Source organism: Listeria sp. MAN/IMW/UF464 (assembly GCF_058683955.1).
Genome location: NZ_JBZWZP010000001.1, coordinates 765,988 through 780,034, shown reverse-complemented (window position 1 = coordinate 780,034; position 14,047 = coordinate 765,988). Strand labels below are relative to the sequence as shown.

General features: G+C 37.8%; 18 protein-coding genes. 17 read left to right on the top strand and 1 reads right to left on the bottom strand.

Annotation, left to right across the window (positions count from 1 at the left end):
* Window position 1: 1 nt before the first annotated feature.
* Both AC4PG0_RS04015 and AC4PG0_RS04010 read left to right on the top strand, forming a co-directional pair.
* Window positions 2-769 carry a sugar phosphate isomerase/epimerase family protein gene (locus AC4PG0_RS04015; RefSeq protein WP_194321319.1) on the top strand — a complete coding sequence of 256 codons (768 nt, stop codon included), beginning with the start codon at window positions 2-4 and terminating at the stop codon, window positions 767-769.
* 114 nt (window positions 770-883) lie between these two features.
* Complete coding sequence (locus AC4PG0_RS04010; protein WP_112119710.1) at window positions 884-2,275, top strand: collagen binding domain-containing protein; 1,392 nt, start codon at window positions 884-886, stop codon at window positions 2,273-2,275.
* Between the two features lie 40 nt (window positions 2,276-2,315).
* Here AC4PG0_RS04010 and AC4PG0_RS04005 read toward each other — a convergent pair whose 3' ends face one another.
* Complete coding sequence (locus AC4PG0_RS04005; RefSeq protein ID WP_010990662.1) at window positions 2,316-2,792, bottom strand: hypothetical protein; 477 nt, start codon at window positions 2,790-2,792, stop codon at window positions 2,316-2,318.
* A 133-nt stretch (window positions 2,793-2,925) separates the two neighbouring features.
* Between AC4PG0_RS04005 and AC4PG0_RS04000 the strand changes: the two genes are divergently transcribed.
* From AC4PG0_RS04000 to AC4PG0_RS03930, 15 genes are all read left to right on the top strand, one after another.
* Entirely contained in the window at window positions 2,926-3,408 is a 483-nt protein-coding gene (locus AC4PG0_RS04000) for a PH domain-containing protein (protein ID WP_003761286.1), read from the top strand.
* Window positions 3,401-4,885: a PH domain-containing protein gene (locus AC4PG0_RS03995; protein WP_492167973.1), complete on the top strand. Its 1,485-nt coding sequence runs from the start codon at window positions 3,401-3,403 to the stop codon at window positions 4,883-4,885. The genes AC4PG0_RS04000 and AC4PG0_RS03995 overlap by 8 nt, the downstream gene beginning before the upstream one ends.
* A gap of 150 nt (window positions 4,886-5,035) precedes the next feature.
* Window positions 5,036-6,415 carry a protoporphyrinogen oxidase gene (gene hemG / locus AC4PG0_RS03990; RefSeq protein WP_153648254.1) on the top strand — a complete coding sequence of 460 codons (1,380 nt, stop codon included), beginning with the start codon at window positions 5,036-5,038 and terminating at the stop codon, window positions 6,413-6,415.
* Between the two features lies 1 nt (window position 6,416).
* Window positions 6,417-6,773 (top strand): holo-ACP synthase, encoded by a 357-nt coding sequence (acpS, locus tag AC4PG0_RS03985; RefSeq protein ID WP_003761296.1) that lies wholly within the window; start codon window positions 6,417-6,419, stop codon window positions 6,771-6,773.
* Window positions 6,774-6,791: 18 nt separating this feature from the next.
* On the top strand, window positions 6,792-7,898 hold the full coding sequence (gene alr, locus AC4PG0_RS03980) for an alanine racemase (RefSeq protein WP_010990665.1): 1,107 nt from the start codon (window positions 6,792-6,794) through the stop codon (window positions 7,896-7,898).
* Window positions 7,899-8,103: 205 nt separating this feature from the next.
* The gene (locus AC4PG0_RS03975; RefSeq protein ID WP_003761302.1) at window positions 8,104-8,382 is read left to right on the top strand and encodes a CopG family ribbon-helix-helix protein; all 279 of its coding nucleotides are present in this window, start codon (window positions 8,104-8,106) and stop codon (window positions 8,380-8,382) included.
* A 3-nt stretch (window positions 8,383-8,385) separates the two neighbouring features.
* Complete coding sequence (locus tag AC4PG0_RS03970) at window positions 8,386-8,733, top strand: type II toxin-antitoxin system PemK/MazF family toxin (RefSeq protein WP_010990666.1); 348 nt, start codon at window positions 8,386-8,388, stop codon at window positions 8,731-8,733.
* 251 nt (window positions 8,734-8,984) lie between these two features.
* Entirely contained in the window at window positions 8,985-9,821 is an 837-nt protein-coding gene (locus AC4PG0_RS03965; protein ID WP_003771126.1) for an RsbT co-antagonist protein RsbRA, read from the top strand.
* 5 nt (window positions 9,822-9,826) lie between these two features.
* Complete coding sequence (locus AC4PG0_RS03960; RefSeq protein WP_003721457.1) at window positions 9,827-10,183, top strand: STAS domain-containing protein; 357 nt, start codon at window positions 9,827-9,829, stop codon at window positions 10,181-10,183.
* Between the two features lie 2 nt (window positions 10,184-10,185).
* Window positions 10,186-10,596, top strand: coding sequence for an anti-sigma regulatory factor (locus tag AC4PG0_RS03955; RefSeq protein ID WP_010990667.1), 411 nt, complete (start codon window positions 10,186-10,188; stop codon window positions 10,594-10,596).
* Window positions 10,597-10,612: 16 nt separating this feature from the next.
* Window positions 10,613-11,617, top strand: a complete 1,005-nt coding sequence (locus tag AC4PG0_RS03950) for a PP2C family protein-serine/threonine phosphatase (RefSeq protein ID WP_003761312.1) — start codon at window positions 10,613-10,615, stop codon at window positions 11,615-11,617.
* Between the two features lie 149 nt (window positions 11,618-11,766).
* Window positions 11,767-12,111: an anti sigma b factor antagonist RsbV gene (gene rsbV, locus AC4PG0_RS03945; RefSeq protein ID WP_003721460.1), complete on the top strand. Its 345-nt coding sequence runs from the start codon at window positions 11,767-11,769 to the stop codon at window positions 12,109-12,111.
* Window positions 12,095-12,568 carry an anti-sigma B factor RsbW gene (gene rsbW / locus AC4PG0_RS03940; RefSeq protein WP_003761314.1) on the top strand — a complete coding sequence of 158 codons (474 nt, stop codon included), beginning with the start codon at window positions 12,095-12,097 and terminating at the stop codon, window positions 12,566-12,568. The genes rsbV and rsbW overlap by 17 nt, the downstream gene beginning before the upstream one ends.
* Window positions 12,546-13,325, top strand: coding sequence for an RNA polymerase sigma factor SigB (sigB, locus tag AC4PG0_RS03935; protein WP_185324352.1), 780 nt, complete (start codon window positions 12,546-12,548; stop codon window positions 13,323-13,325). The genes rsbW and sigB overlap by 23 nt, the downstream gene beginning before the upstream one ends.
* On the top strand, window positions 13,326-13,925 hold the full coding sequence (locus AC4PG0_RS03930; protein ID WP_003771134.1) for a PP2C family serine/threonine-protein phosphatase: 600 nt from the start codon (window positions 13,326-13,328) through the stop codon (window positions 13,923-13,925). It abuts the gene before it with no gap.
* The last annotated feature ends 122 nt before the right edge of the window (window positions 13,926-14,047 follow it).

Genomic DNA, 14,047 nt, shown 5'->3' with positions numbered 1-14,047 from the left:
AATGGATATTCAAGCTAAAATAGCAGTCCAACTATATTCAGTACGCAAAGAAATGGAACGCGATTTAGAAGGTACGCTCCAGAAAATTCACGAAATCGGCTTTCGTTATGTGCAACTTGATGGTATGCGAGGCAATGATCCGGCAGAGGTTTTACGCTTACTTCAAAAATATGAGTTGAAAGTTATCGGGATGCACATTAAACACGACCGCTTTATGAATGATTTAGACGGTATTATTGAAGAAGCTTATTACTTCGGTTGTAAAACAGTTTTTGATAAATATATTGAAGAGGAAGACCAAACAACTGCGGGTTACATTGCAACAAAAGAAGCACTCATAGAAGCGGCAGGAAAGTTACACGCACTCGGTTTTCGCATCGGCCTTCACAATCCGGAATACGATTTTAATGAATGCATCAACGGCCGCCGAGTGATGGATTTTATCACAGATCCAGTTAATGGAATTTGCATTTACGCAGAACCAGATACGTACTGGATTAAAGCAGCCGGACATGATGAAACGGAATTTATTAAGCGATACAGTGGGCGGGCGCCAATTGTTCATATGAAAGACTTTATAAGTGGTTTTGAGCTAGAAGATATGGATAATAATCTCGTTGAAATGGGCGAGGGCGAAGTAGATTTTCGCGCTATCATCGAGTGGGGCGAAACTAATGGAGTGGAATATTATTGTATCGAGCAAGATAGATCGAAACGAAATATGTTCGAAACTTTAGAAGCAAGTTACAAGTACTTATTAGAATTATAGTAAAAACGTCAGAGAGTTTTCTCTGGCGTTTTCTTATGTGAAACTAGTAGCAACGTTTACAACGAGTAAGGTTTGGGAATGTACATGTAGATGTTTTAAGGGGGAATGAAACAAATGAAAAAAAAGTGGCTAATTTTCGCAATCATTTTTTTAATTGCAAGTGGATTTTTGAGCCCAAAAGCAGAGGCTGCAACAGATTACGGTAGCAGCTTTTTTACTAATGTAGCTTTGCAAAATCAAAACGGGGATCCAGTTACTAATTTTAAAGAAAATAGCAAAGTGCGGGTAGCGTATGATTTTGTTATTACGCAACCTGTTGTAAGTGGAGAGACAATGACATTAACGATTCCGGATCAGCTAAAATTAATCAATTTCGGTGGTTTTCCAGTGAATGATGCATCAGGAAATACTATTGCGAATGCGACAATTGATCCAGCAACAGGAACGATTACCTTAACTTTTACAGATTACGTCAATACACATACAAACTTAAGTGGTAGCTTGTTTTATAATGCCACTTTTAACAGCAAGAATATCCAAACAGACCAAGTGAATCCAATCCAGTTTCCAGTAAATAACACCACGCAAACCATTAATACTTATATAAGCAAAGTAACAACAGGTGGCGGTACTGGTTCACCTACTATCGTCTTTAAACAAGGGCGAATGGATGATAAGGACACGAGTATTATTCATTGGACTGTTACACTAAACAATGCACTTACACCAATTGATAATGCGATTTACACCGATACACTTGGAACTGGCCAAAATCTTCTAGGAAATGCAACAATCAAATACCGCGACGCAAATAAAAAAGTTCTATCAACCAGCGTCCAACCAATTGCGCTCGATAGTAATCGTAATTTTGAATTAACAATCGGTACACTGAACAATCAATCAGTCGTCATTACTTACGATACTAAAATCACCACGAAACAAAAAAGTTATACAAATAAAGCCACTTTATCAGGTGACAATTTAGATGCAGTTTCAAGAAATGCAACCGTTAATGATTACGGAAGCGGCGGACAAGGGACAGGAACACCGCCACCAACACCGCCAGTTAAAGAAGAACCACCATTTATCCCAGCAGATAAACAACCAATTGAAAAAATCGTTGAAACAGACTTTGGACCAATTGAAGTTGTCAAAGATTCCGAACAAGACGGTAAAATCAAAGTCATTTATAAAGTGAAAAGTGGCGATACTTTACCAGGCGTTGCTAAAAAATTCGATGTGACTGTTGCAGAAATCAAAGACTGGAACCATTTAAGCTCGGATAATTTACAAACGGGACAAAAACTACAATTAACTATCGAAAAAACACTACTATCAAAAATTACCGTCCCAACTCCGCAAAAAGTGACTAGTACAACGAGAGTGGATGGGGCAGTAAACGCATCTGGCACTTTGCCACATACAGGTGACGAAAGCCCACTAATTCCATTTTTGGCTGGAGTAAGTTTGGTTGCAATCGGTTTAACTTTTGGACGTAAAAACTAAAAAAAGGAAGCGCTGAATTTCTCTAGCGCTTCCTTTTATATTATAGAAGGTGACCTTTTTTTCGATGTGTCACGGTTTGGTTTTTTGATTTATCATGAAACGATTTGGAATTTTTGTTTGGCTTATCGGGAAGATTGATGGTTATTGTTTTGCTTTCTGTTGTTCCATCAGCCATTTTTGCGATAATAGTCACTAAATTATTTCCGGGCTCCAAGTTTTCTAATGTAAATTGGTGATTTTCAGTATTTCCGGCAATTTGTTGGGTCTGATTATTTGTTTTAATCGAGATTGTTGCAGCGGTATCTGTTTGAAACATTAATTCTGCGCTATTTTTCGTCGTTTCGATATAAGGGTTTTGAATGGAATAAGTTAGGAACATTTCCATTAATTCGCCTGTTGTTGCAGTTGTATAGGTGACTCCCGTTGATTCTTTTTTCGCATGGGCAATTTCTGGAAGCCAGTTTAAAGTTAGCGACAAAAGCGCAACTATTAATAGAACGTAACCTTTTTTCTTCATCATTCTCACCTCTTCTTTTTCCATTATAAAAAAGAAATATGAACAAATTATGAATAAAATATGATAGTTTTAAAAAATCGCTACCAATTTGGATGGTTTTAACGTAAGATAAAAAGAAAAAAGGAGTAGAGCAATGGAACTTGAAAATTTAGAAAAGAAATTACCGAAGAAAATTAAAACTGTATGGCGGCAAACAGAGGGAATTGCTGTTTTTGTTTTTCTTGTTTGTTCGGTGGCCGCGGCAATTATTTTATATTATGCTGGAGCCTCGGTTTGGTGGAGTGCTATTGGATTTGGTTTCACTCTTTTATATGCCGCTTTTATTTACTTATTCATTATTCCGTTTCGTTTTGCGAGGTGGAGCTATCAAATTAAACCTGATGAAATGGAAATTCAGCACGGTATTATTTTTAGAAGTCGTGTATTAATTCCAATGATTCGCATCCAACACGTGGAAACGGAGCAAGGCCCACTACTTAGAAGACAAAAATTAGTTTCCTTATCAATTACAACAGCTGCAAGGACACATAAGATTGAAGCGGTAAACGCATCCGAGTCAGATGAACTTAGACATCATATCCTTGAGCTTGTGAAGGTGGCGAAAGAAGATGTTTGAAGAAAGACGCCTCCATCCAATTGCTCTAATTAAAGAAATTATCACAAACGTAAGGCGCAATATTGTTCCTATCGTCGTCGGTTTGTTTTCTGTTTTTCGCGCAATTAATAGCAACGGTTACTTACCGAACTGGGCTGTATATCTTATTATTGTCATCGTTATATTGCTCGTTTTAACCCCCGCGGTTTTAAAATACATTACATATAAATACACACTGGAAGACCAAGGGATTCGTATTAAATACGGTTTGATTTTCCGGAAAAATACTTACATACCTTATGAACGCATTCAAACCGTCCAAAAGAAACAATGGTTTTTCTTTATTCCATTTAACGTCTGCCAAATTTTAATTGAAACAGCAGGTGGTAATGGTAAAGCGGAGGCCGACTTAGTTGCTGTTCCTGTGAGCGTGGTCGATGAATTGAAAGATTTACGTGACGGGAAAAAAGCAACCATACAAGATGAAGTGAAAGAAACGGAAGAGCCTGAAGTAGAAGTGCTTGAGACAGAAGAAGCTCCAGAAAAAACGGTGATGTTACAAACAAAACAACTCATACTAATGGCCGTAACATCAGGTGGCGTTTTCGGAACGCTCCTAATCGTTCTCGCATTCATGCAACAATTCCGTGAAGTCATTCCGACAGATTGGATGGAAGCTCAAGCAGAAGAATTATGGAAAATGGGAATAATTGTACTTATTGTCTTAATCGTTTTGATTCTCCTAGTATTATGGGGCATCTCGATTGTTACGACCCTTTTCAAATATTTCCAGTTCAAACTAATGAAATACCCCAATTCCCTAGTCGTGGAAAAAGGATTATTAGAACGAAACCATACAACTATATCACTTGCCCGGATTCAAGGAATTACCATTATTGAATCACCACTACGACAAATGCTTGGACTAGTTGCTGTCAAGGTAATTACAGCCGGCAACTCAGGTGATGAAAAACAATCAGGTGACATTTTACTCTTGCCAATTATGAAAAAAGAGTTAGCCTTAAAAACGTTAAAAGAAATGCTACCCGATTATTTATTTGAAATAGAAGAAATGGAACGTGCTCCAAAAGCAAGTTTGCTCAGATTTTTGCAGATTTACCTCATTTGGACAGTCATTCCGGCTATTATAGCAAGTATATTATTCTTCCCACTTGGCTTAATTAGTATTATTTTACCAATTTTAGCGGGAATAAAAGCGATAGCAAGTTACCGGGCGACTGGGGTTTTCATGGATAAACACACACTACTCGTACAGTCACGACCAATTTTCTCTAAGTTAACCCATATTATCCGTAAAGAACGAATCCAAGGTTTAAGCTTACGACAAAGCATTTGGATGGAAAAAGGGGATTCGCGCCATTTAAATGTGTGGCTTAAATCCGGCAGTACAAGCGCTGAGGCATATGTGCGCTATTTAAATCAAGACCAAGCAATAAGCGTATACAACTGGTACAGCCCATCAAAAACGGTTAATTAATAAATAGAACATTCAATTCCTAAAAAATCTATCGAGGTAAACGCATAGGTTTTTGGAAGCGAATGTTCTATTATTTTTTTTCAATTAGGTGGAAATCTGGTAAAATAGAAAGAATAAACGACACAAGAGATAGAGAGGATTGGTTAAGTAGTGAAACACATAGTGATTATCGGAGGCGGCTTATCGGGGCTTGCAGCAGCTTATGAACTACAAAAAACACATCCGAATTATACGTGGGAATTAGTTGAAAAAGACGAGAAATTAGGCGGGAAATTTGAAACAGTAAAACGGGACGGATTTTTAATTGAAAAAGGCCCAGATTCCTTTTTAGCTAGAAAGCCTGCTGGAGTGGGCTTAGTGAAAGACTTAGGACTCGAAGATAAATTAATTGCAAATGCGACAGGACGGTCTTACATTTACCATCAAAAAGCGCTTCATCCAATTCCAGAAGGTTCTGTGATGGGAATTCCAACTGATAGAGAAGCACTTCTAGCTAGCACGATTGTCTCTGAAATAGGCAAAGCACGCGCACTCCAAGAACCGACAATCGAACCAAATAATCAAGAAACAGATCAGCCACTTGGCGAATTCTTTGAAGCACGTTTTGGCAAGGAATTAGTGAAAACAATCATTGAACCTCTTTTATCAGGAATTTACGCCGGTGATATATACAAAATGAGTTTGCGCGCTACATTTCCGCAATTTGAACAAACCGTTAGAAAGTATGGAAATCTAATGGACGGGTTGAAGGAAAGTACTATGCAGACAACTGGCACAAAAGGAACCATTGGCGCCTTTCGAACGTTAGAAGGAGGCTTAGACCGTTTACCAAAAGCAATTGCCGACGCCCTGCCAGCTGAAAACTTGCATACAGCGAAACAAGCAACACAAATCACGAAAAAAAATACTTCTTATGAAATTTCTTTTGCTGATGGAGATAAAAAAGAAGCAGATGGCGTTATTATTGCAGCTACACATGATGCCCTGATTCATTTGTTAGCAGAAACAACGACAGCACCTTTTGCAGGACAACCACTAACGACACTCGCGACGGTTTCGTTAGCTTACGACGAAAAAGATGTACCTATTTTGCCAGATGGAACAGGTTATTTAGTTGCTCGAACCGCGCCGTATAAAACAACTGCTTGTACGTGGGTGCAAAAAAAATGGCCTCACATGGTACCAAAAGATAAAATGTTATTACGGGGCTTTGTTGGTAAAGCTGGTGAATCTTGGTTAGAGCAAGCAAGTGATGAAGCAATCGTCACTGCTGTACTAACAGATTATGCGGAAATAATGGATTTACATGCCGCCCCACTTTTTTATGAAGTAAGTCGAATGAAATCAGCTATGCCGCAGTATTTAGTAGATCACCAAGATCGTCTTAAACAATTGAAAAAAAACATCCAGACAGACTATCCAGGTGTTTATTTTGCAGGGATGAGTTACGAAGGTGTAGGAATTCCTGACTGTATAGCTGGAGCACAAACTGCGGTTACTGAATTAGCAGATTTCTTGGAAGAGGTGTAACATGATTAAAGGAATTGGACTCGATATGATCGATTTAGACCGTGTAAAACAAGCGGTCGAAAAGAACCCTCGCTTTATCGAACGAATTTTAACAGAAAAAGAAACTAAACAATATGAAAAATACGAAGGTAGCCGTAAAATTGAGTTTTTAGCAGGACGTTTCGCAGCGAAAGAAGCTTATGCGAAAGCCAATGGAACCGGATTTGGTAAACATTTAAGTTTTACTGATGTAGAAATTTTGCAAGTAGAAGATGGGCGACCTCACGTAACGATGCCGATAAAACAAGGTGAAACTGTTTTTGTGAGTATCACCCATACAGCCAGATCAGCCGCAGCTCAAGTGATAATTGAACAATAGAAAGGAAAGTGAACGATAGTGGTAACAGGCTGGCACCGTCCGACATGGATTGAAATTGACCGCGCAGCAATTCGCGAAAATATAAAAAATGAACAAAATAAACTACCAGATAAGGTGGCACTTTGGGCCGTAGTAAAAGCAAATGCATACGGTCACGGAATTATTGAAACAGCAAAAATAGCGAAAGAAGCCGGAGCAAAAGGTTTTTGTGTCGCTATTTTAGATGAAGCTCTGGCATTAAGAGAAGCTGGGTTTCGAAATGAATTTATTCTCGTCTTAGGGGCAACTAGAAAAGAAGACGCCAACCTTGCTGCTAAAAATAATATCTCGGTTACTGTTTTTAGAGAAGATTGGCTGGACGATTTAACTTTAGAGGCGCCACTCCGGATTCATTTAAAAGTAGATAGTGGCATGGGACGCCTTGGTATTCGTAGTAGAGAAGAAGCACAGCGAATCGAAACAACAATAGCGATAGATCATCAAATGATTTTAGAAGGTATTTATACGCATTTTGCGACAGCCGATCAATTAGAAACAAGTTATTTTGAACAACAATTAGCAAAATTCCAAGCAATTTTAAGTAGTTTAACAACACGCCCAACATTCGTTCATACAGCAAATTCAGCAGCTTCATTGCTACAACCGCAAATTGATTTCGATGCTATTCGCTTTGGGATTTCGATGTATGGTTTAACACCTTCCACGGAAATTAAAAATAGTTTGCCCTTTGAACTTAAACCTGCACTTGCACTTTATACGGAAATGGTTCATGTGAAAGAACTAGCGCCAGGTGACAGTGTTAGCTACGGCGCAACTTATACAGCAACCGAAAAAGAATGGGTTGCGACATTACCAATTGGTTATGCAGATGGCCTTATTCGCCATTATAGTGGCTTTCATGTTTTAGTAGAAGGCGAGCGGGCACCAATTATCGGAAGGATTTGTATGGATCAAACCATCATAAAACTTCCTCGTGAATTTCAAACTGGTACAAAAGTAACGATAATCGGTTCAGATCATGGAAATAAGGTAACAGCAGATGATGCAGCAGAATATTTAGGCACAATTAATTATGAAGTTACTTGTTTGTTAACGGAGCGCATACCAAGGAAATACATCAATTAGAAGGTAATATTCGTGCTTTTTTTAAGAGAAGCGTTTATAATCTAACATATGAAACTTTATAGCTATATATAGGACTTAAGGGAGTTCCTAAGCTGAAACTGTAACATTCTTAACAATAAAATGCGAAATAACTCTTTTCTTCATGGCGTGATAATGGTACGATATAGTTGTTACTTACAGGTACGAGGCTTTGGGGGTGTGACACGTGTTAGAGAAAGAAAAACGGATGATAATATCCGTAGAACTGACACAGGAAATGGTACAAGAACTCGACGTAGTTGTAGAAAAAGAAAAAATGGGGCGGAGTGAAGTTATAATGGAAGCAACGCAACAATTTTTACAGGAGAAAAGAGCTCGTGAATTAAGAGACGAGATGGAACGCGGCTATGCAGAAATGGCGACGATTAATTTCGCTATCGCGTGCGAGTGTACTCATGTCGAAGCAGAGGCAGAAGACAGGAATATTAGTATTTTAGGAGGTTAATGGCTGATGGTGAAGCGTGGTGACGTTTACTACGCGGACCTTTCCCCCGTGGTCGGAAGCGAGCAAGGGGGAATAAGGCCTGTTCTCATCATTCAAAATGATATTGGTAATAGATTCAGTCCAACTGTGATCGTGGCAGCAATAACTGCAAAAATTCAAAAAGCGAAGTTGCCAACACATGTGGAAGCTACTCGTAAAGACGGCTTTGAAAGAGATTCTGTCATTCTATTAGAACAAATTAGAACGATAGATAAACAACGCCTGACAGATAAGATTACACATTTGGACGAGGAACTAATGGCCAAGGTAAATCAGGCACTTGAAGTCAGTCTAGGAGTAGTAGAATTCTAAACAATCCTAAAGAAATAACATACAATGATGAATGCAGGCAAAGGGTCTGACGTAAAAAAAGATAATTAATACATAAGAAAATAATTAACTAGTCTGGCTAAGCAAAAAGGGCATCAGAAACCTACAAACAACGCGTAATCAACCTATTCGCTAAATTTGTTTCTAATGTCTTTTTTTAAAGAATAGTTAATCAAACCGCATAATAATAGAGAAAATTTTGTTAACAATGGAGAAAGGTTGGAAAATAACTGATGTATAAAGATTTTGCAAACTTCATCCGTACAAATAAAAAAGACTTACTAAATAATTGGATGAATGAAATGGAGAAACAATCAGATCCGCTTATTAACGACATCGCTAAAGAACCGATGTACGAAGAAACAAGCATTGAATTTGTTGATTTGATTGTCTCGAATATTACTGAAAATGGCTCTAAGTTTAATGAAAAACTTGATGATTTTGCAGAGAAAGTGGTTCACCTAGGTTGGCCGATTCATTTTGTCACCACTGGCCTACGAGTTTTCGGGCTTTTAGTATATACAGCGATGAGAGATGAAGATTTATTCTTAAAAAGAGAAGAAAAACCAGAAGATGATGCCTATTATCGCTTTGAAACATGGCTTTCCTCCATGTATAACAAAGTGGTCACTGCCTACGCGGATACGTGGGAAAAGACAGTTTCTATCCAAAAAAGTGCTTTACAGGAATTATCCGCACCACTTTTACCAATATTTGAAAAAATTTCTGTAATGCCGCTAATTGGAACGATTGACACAGAAAGAGCTAAGTTAATCATAGAAAACTTACTAATAGGCGTTGTAAAAAATCGGTCAGAAGTGGTTTTGATTGATATTACGGGAGTTCCTGTTGTTGATACAATGGTTGCGCACCATATCATTCAAGCATCAGAAGCAGTTAGACTTGTCGGCTGTCAGGCAATGCTTGTAGGTATTAGACCAGAAATCGCGCAAACTATCGTTAACCTAGGAATTGAATTAGATCAGATTATCACGACCAACACAATGAAAAAAGGCATGGAGCGTGCGCTAGCCTTGACGAACAGAGAGATAGTAGAAAAAGAGGGGTGAATACTGTGGGGATACCAATCTTAAAGTTAGGTGAATGTTTATTAATTTCTATCCAGAGTGAATTAGATGATCATACTGCGGTAGAGTTCCAGGAAGATTTACTTGCAAAAATCCATGAAACGTCGGCCAGAGGAGTAGTCATTGATATAACTTCGATCGATTTTATTGATTCATTTATTGCAAAGATTCTTGGAGATGTAGTAAGTATGTCTAAATTGATGGGTGCAAAAGTGGTTGTAACTGGAATACAGCCAGCAGTTGCGATTACACTAATTGAACTCGGAATTACGTTTAGTGGAGTGCTTTCGGCGATGGATCTTGAAAGTGGTCTCGAAAAACTTAAACAGGAATTGGGGGAATGAACATGACATTCCAATCCTGTGTAAAGATAATTAATGAATGGGACATTGTGGCTGCACGACAATTAGGTAGAAAAATATCCAAAGAAATTGGCTTTGGAACGGTTGACCAAGCAAGAATTACAACAGCCATCAGTGAACTAGCAAGAAACATTTTCCTTTATGCTGGAAGAGGAGAGATTTGCATCGAAAAAGTAAGCGAATCCGGTAAGCAAGGAATGATTATTGTGGCCAAAGATAAAGGCCCAGGAATTGTAGATATTAGAAAAGTAATGCAAGATGGTTATACTACATCTGGCGGTCTTGGAGCAGGTCTCCCGGGAGTTAAACGCTTAATGGACAGTTTTGATATTGAATCCAGCATTGAAGGCGACACAAGAGGAACGGTAATTACAACAACGAAATGGGTTCGGTAAGGAGAGCTAGAAAAAAATGGAAAAAGCTTTTGAAGGAAAATACCGTGATATTCTTATTCAATATTTAGAACATCAAGATGAAGAAATTCTTTATACTTGCGAGAAATTATCCAGAGAAGCTATGGAAGAGCGAGTTTCACCAGAAGAAATAGTCCATTTACATCGCTCAGTTCTTGAATTATACGGAAAAGAGTTGCCAGATTTTGTACGATTATCCTTTGATGTATTACTCGAAATAATGGTAGGTTACGGCTTAGCTTATATGGAACATCTGAGTCTAAGAACCGAACAAAAAGCGTTACGTAGCGAAATTGCTCAAGCAGAAGATATGCAAAAAACCTTAATGAAAACAGATGTGCCAGAACATGATTCACTTGATTTTGGCGTTATAAGTGTCGCAGCAAGACAAATGAGTGGCGACTATTATAGCTTTACAGAAGAAGGCGATAAGCAAATTGGTATCGCGCTTGCTGACGTTATTGGTAAAGGAATCCCGGCTGCATTTAGTATCTCGATGATAAAATATGCTCTAGCAGGGATGACTGGTGACGACCGAAAACCATCCATCGTACTAGAAACGCTTAACCAAGTAGCGGAAGAAAACATTAATGATAATATGTTTATCACGATGTTTTACGGGCTTTATCATGAAGATACGCATTTGTTTGAATATGGTTCTGCTGGACACGAACTAGGTTTATATTACCAACATAAAGAAAACAGCTTTTCTGATTTATATGCCAAAGGTTTACCTCTGGGTGTTGATAAAAATGCTGTTTATCGTCAATTTGATAAGAAAATTGAAGTTGGAGACGCTATTTTTATTATGTCAGATGGTGTTACTGAAACTAGAACAGCAAATGGATTTATCGAACGAGAAGAGTTAACAGAAATTATAGCAGCGCATATTTCATTATCAGCTGAAAAAATGGTACATGCAATTTATGATCAATTAGTTAAAATGCAAAACTTTGAATTGCATGATGACTTTACACTTATTTGTATTAAACGAACTAAATAAGTCCAAAGTAGAGACGTACCTCATTCTTTAAAGAGCATTTACTGGTGAGTAAACGTATTTAAAGAGTGGAACGTTTTTATTTTTTAATGTTTTAATTTTATTTGTTAGGGTAAAATCGACAGTATACTTAAATTAGATGGGGTGAAGTGATGAATATTAGTATAGAAATAAAAGAACGTGATACTGACCACATAGACATATTTGTTGCTGGGGAGATCGATGCTTATACAGCGCCAAAGGTAAAAGAAGCACTTGAAGTATATCAAGTAAAAGAGGGTATTGTACTTAGAATTGATTTAACAGAAGTAAGTTATATGGATAGCACCGGTTTAGGCGTATTTGTAGGGGCTTTCAAAAGCTTACGACAACGCCAAAGTGAACTTGTCTTGTTTGGTTTAAGCGACCGACTTTTCCGATTGTTTGAAATCACAGGATTGTCAGATATCATTGAAATCAAAAATGTAGAGGGTGAAATGAATGGCAACAATGCATGACAAAATTACATTACAACTTCCTGCCAAACCTGAATATGTTAGTCTAGGTAGACTGTCATTATCAGGAATTGCAAGTCGCGCAGGATTTTCTTATGAAGCAATTGAAGATTTGAAAATAGCTGTAAGTGAAGCCATCACTAATTCCGTAAAACATGCATTTAAAGGTGAAGAAGATGGTGAAATTACTGTAGAATATCATATTTATGAAGACAAATTAGAAGTTCGTGTTTCTGATAATGGAACAAGCTTCGACCTAGAAACCCGTAAACAAGAAATTGGTCCTTATGAAGTGGGTGAAGATGCGGAGATGATGCGTATCGGAGGGCTAGGTTTATTTTTAATTGAAACATTAATGGATGATGTGAAACTTTATTACGATGAAGGGGTTTCTGTCGTAATGACCAAATATATTAATGAAAAGCAGGTGGAGGAGAATGCCAAAAGTATCTCAACCTGATAAAGAAGCAAAAGAAAAAGTGTATATTTGGATTGCCGCTTACCAAGAAGACGGTGACGAAGATGCCCAATATAATTTAGTCGTTCATTATAAAAACTTAGTAGAATCAATTGCCCGCAAATATTCTCAAGGTAAATCTTTTCACGAAGATTTAGTTCAAGTTGGAAATATCGGTTTGCTTGGTGCTATTAGACGTTATGACGCGACTTTTGGGAAAAGCTTTGAAGCATTTGCTGTGCCGACAATTGTTGGCGAAATTAAACGTTTTTTACGTGATAAAACATGGAGCGTTCATGTACCACGTCGAATTAAAGAATTAGGTCCGAAAATTAAAAATGCCGTGGAAGAGCTAACAAGAGAACTACAAAGCTCGCCGCAAATTAGCGATATTGCAGATTTTATCGGTGTCACGGAAGAAGAAGTTTTAGAAGCGATGGAAATGGGAAAAAGTTACCAAGCACTTTCTGTAGATCATTCGATTGAAGCAGATTCGGATGGAAGTACCATTACGTTACTTGATGTAGTTGGTGGTACGGATGATGGATTTGAACGTGTGAATCAACGTATGCTTTTAGAGAAAGTTCTCCCTGTTTTAGATGAGCGAGAACAGAAAATATTGCAATATACATTCATTGAAAATCGTAGTCAAAAAGAAACTGGTGAACTACTCGATATATCACAAATGCATGTGTCTAGAATCCAACGTCAAGCTATTAAAAAACTTCGAGAGGCGTTGCAGAATGAGGAAGTGGAGTAAATGAACAAGGCGGTTGAATCAAATAATTTATTTGTATTTCAACGTTCTAAAGCATTACAACAATACTGCGGGGATGTTTATTTTACCCATGAAGACAAAAATGGTTTTTTGTATGTTCTTTCTGATGGACTCGGAAGTGGGCTTGAGGCGAATAGAGCCGCCAAAGCGACCGTTGAAGCCATAAAGGAAGATATTCATGCGGATATTACTGATATGCTTGAAAAAGCTAACCAGGCCGTTTCTGGACTTCGTGGTGCTGCGATAGCAATTATTAAAGGTGACTACTTAACGAAAACACTTTACTATACTGGTATGGGTAATATCCGATTTTATATGATTGGTATAGAAGATAAGCTGATTTTTCCGCTTTCTGGCTCTGGGTTTTTATCTGGAAGAAAACAGAAGTACCGGATGCAATCTTTTAAATACAAACCAGGCAGTAAGTTTTTGATGCATTCAGATGGGCTTGTTCTTTCTCGTGTTCGAAAAAGTCTCGAATCACCACTTTGTGTAGTAAAAATAGGACATTTAATCGAGCGAAATATACTTGATATTCCAACAGATGATGTAACTTTCATGATTGGAAAGTTTCCAGAATAACGAAAACACCTTTTAAACGAGCGATGGTTTAAAAGGTGTTTTTTAAAATCGGGTGTGAGAACTTAGTCTATTTATGGTATATTAGAATAGAGCGCTAGTTTTTATACTTAATCATGTGATAA

What these genes read in the sequence shown, in the direction of transcription:
- AC4PG0_RS03950 (WP_003761312.1), top strand. Translation starts at nt 10,613, where the DNA reads ATGGAAAAAGCTTTTGAAGGAAAATACCGTGATATTCTTATTCAATAT.
- sigB (WP_185324352.1), top strand. Translation starts at nt 12,546, where the DNA reads ATGCCAAAAGTATCTCAACCTGATAAAGAAGCAAAAGAAAAAGTGTAT.
- rsbV (WP_003721460.1), top strand. Translation starts at nt 11,767, where the DNA reads ATGAATATTAGTATAGAAATAAAAGAACGTGATACTGACCACATAGAC.
- AC4PG0_RS04005 (WP_010990662.1), bottom strand. Translation starts at nt 2,792, where the DNA reads ATGAAGAAAAAAGGTTACGTTCTATTAATAGTTGCGCTTTTGTCGCTA.
- AC4PG0_RS03955 (WP_010990667.1), top strand. Translation starts at nt 10,186, where the DNA reads ATGACATTCCAATCCTGTGTAAAGATAATTAATGAATGGGACATTGTG.
- AC4PG0_RS04000 (WP_003761286.1), top strand. Translation starts at nt 2,926, where the DNA reads ATGGAACTTGAAAATTTAGAAAAGAAATTACCGAAGAAAATTAAAACT.
- AC4PG0_RS03965 (WP_003771126.1), top strand. Translation starts at nt 8,985, where the DNA reads ATGTATAAAGATTTTGCAAACTTCATCCGTACAAATAAAAAAGACTTA.
- AC4PG0_RS03995 (WP_492167973.1), top strand. Translation starts at nt 3,401, where the DNA reads ATGTTTGAAGAAAGACGCCTCCATCCAATTGCTCTAATTAAAGAAATT.
- rsbW (WP_003761314.1), top strand. Translation starts at nt 12,095, where the DNA reads ATGGCAACAATGCATGACAAAATTACATTACAACTTCCTGCCAAACCT.
- AC4PG0_RS03930 (WP_003771134.1), top strand. Translation starts at nt 13,326, where the DNA reads ATGAACAAGGCGGTTGAATCAAATAATTTATTTGTATTTCAACGTTCT.
- AC4PG0_RS04015 (WP_194321319.1), top strand. Translation starts at nt 2, where the DNA reads ATGGATATTCAAGCTAAAATAGCAGTCCAACTATATTCAGTACGCAAA.
- AC4PG0_RS04010 (WP_112119710.1), top strand. Translation starts at nt 884, where the DNA reads ATGAAAAAAAAGTGGCTAATTTTCGCAATCATTTTTTTAATTGCAAGT.
- acpS (WP_003761296.1), top strand. Translation starts at nt 6,417, where the DNA reads ATGATTAAAGGAATTGGACTCGATATGATCGATTTAGACCGTGTAAAA.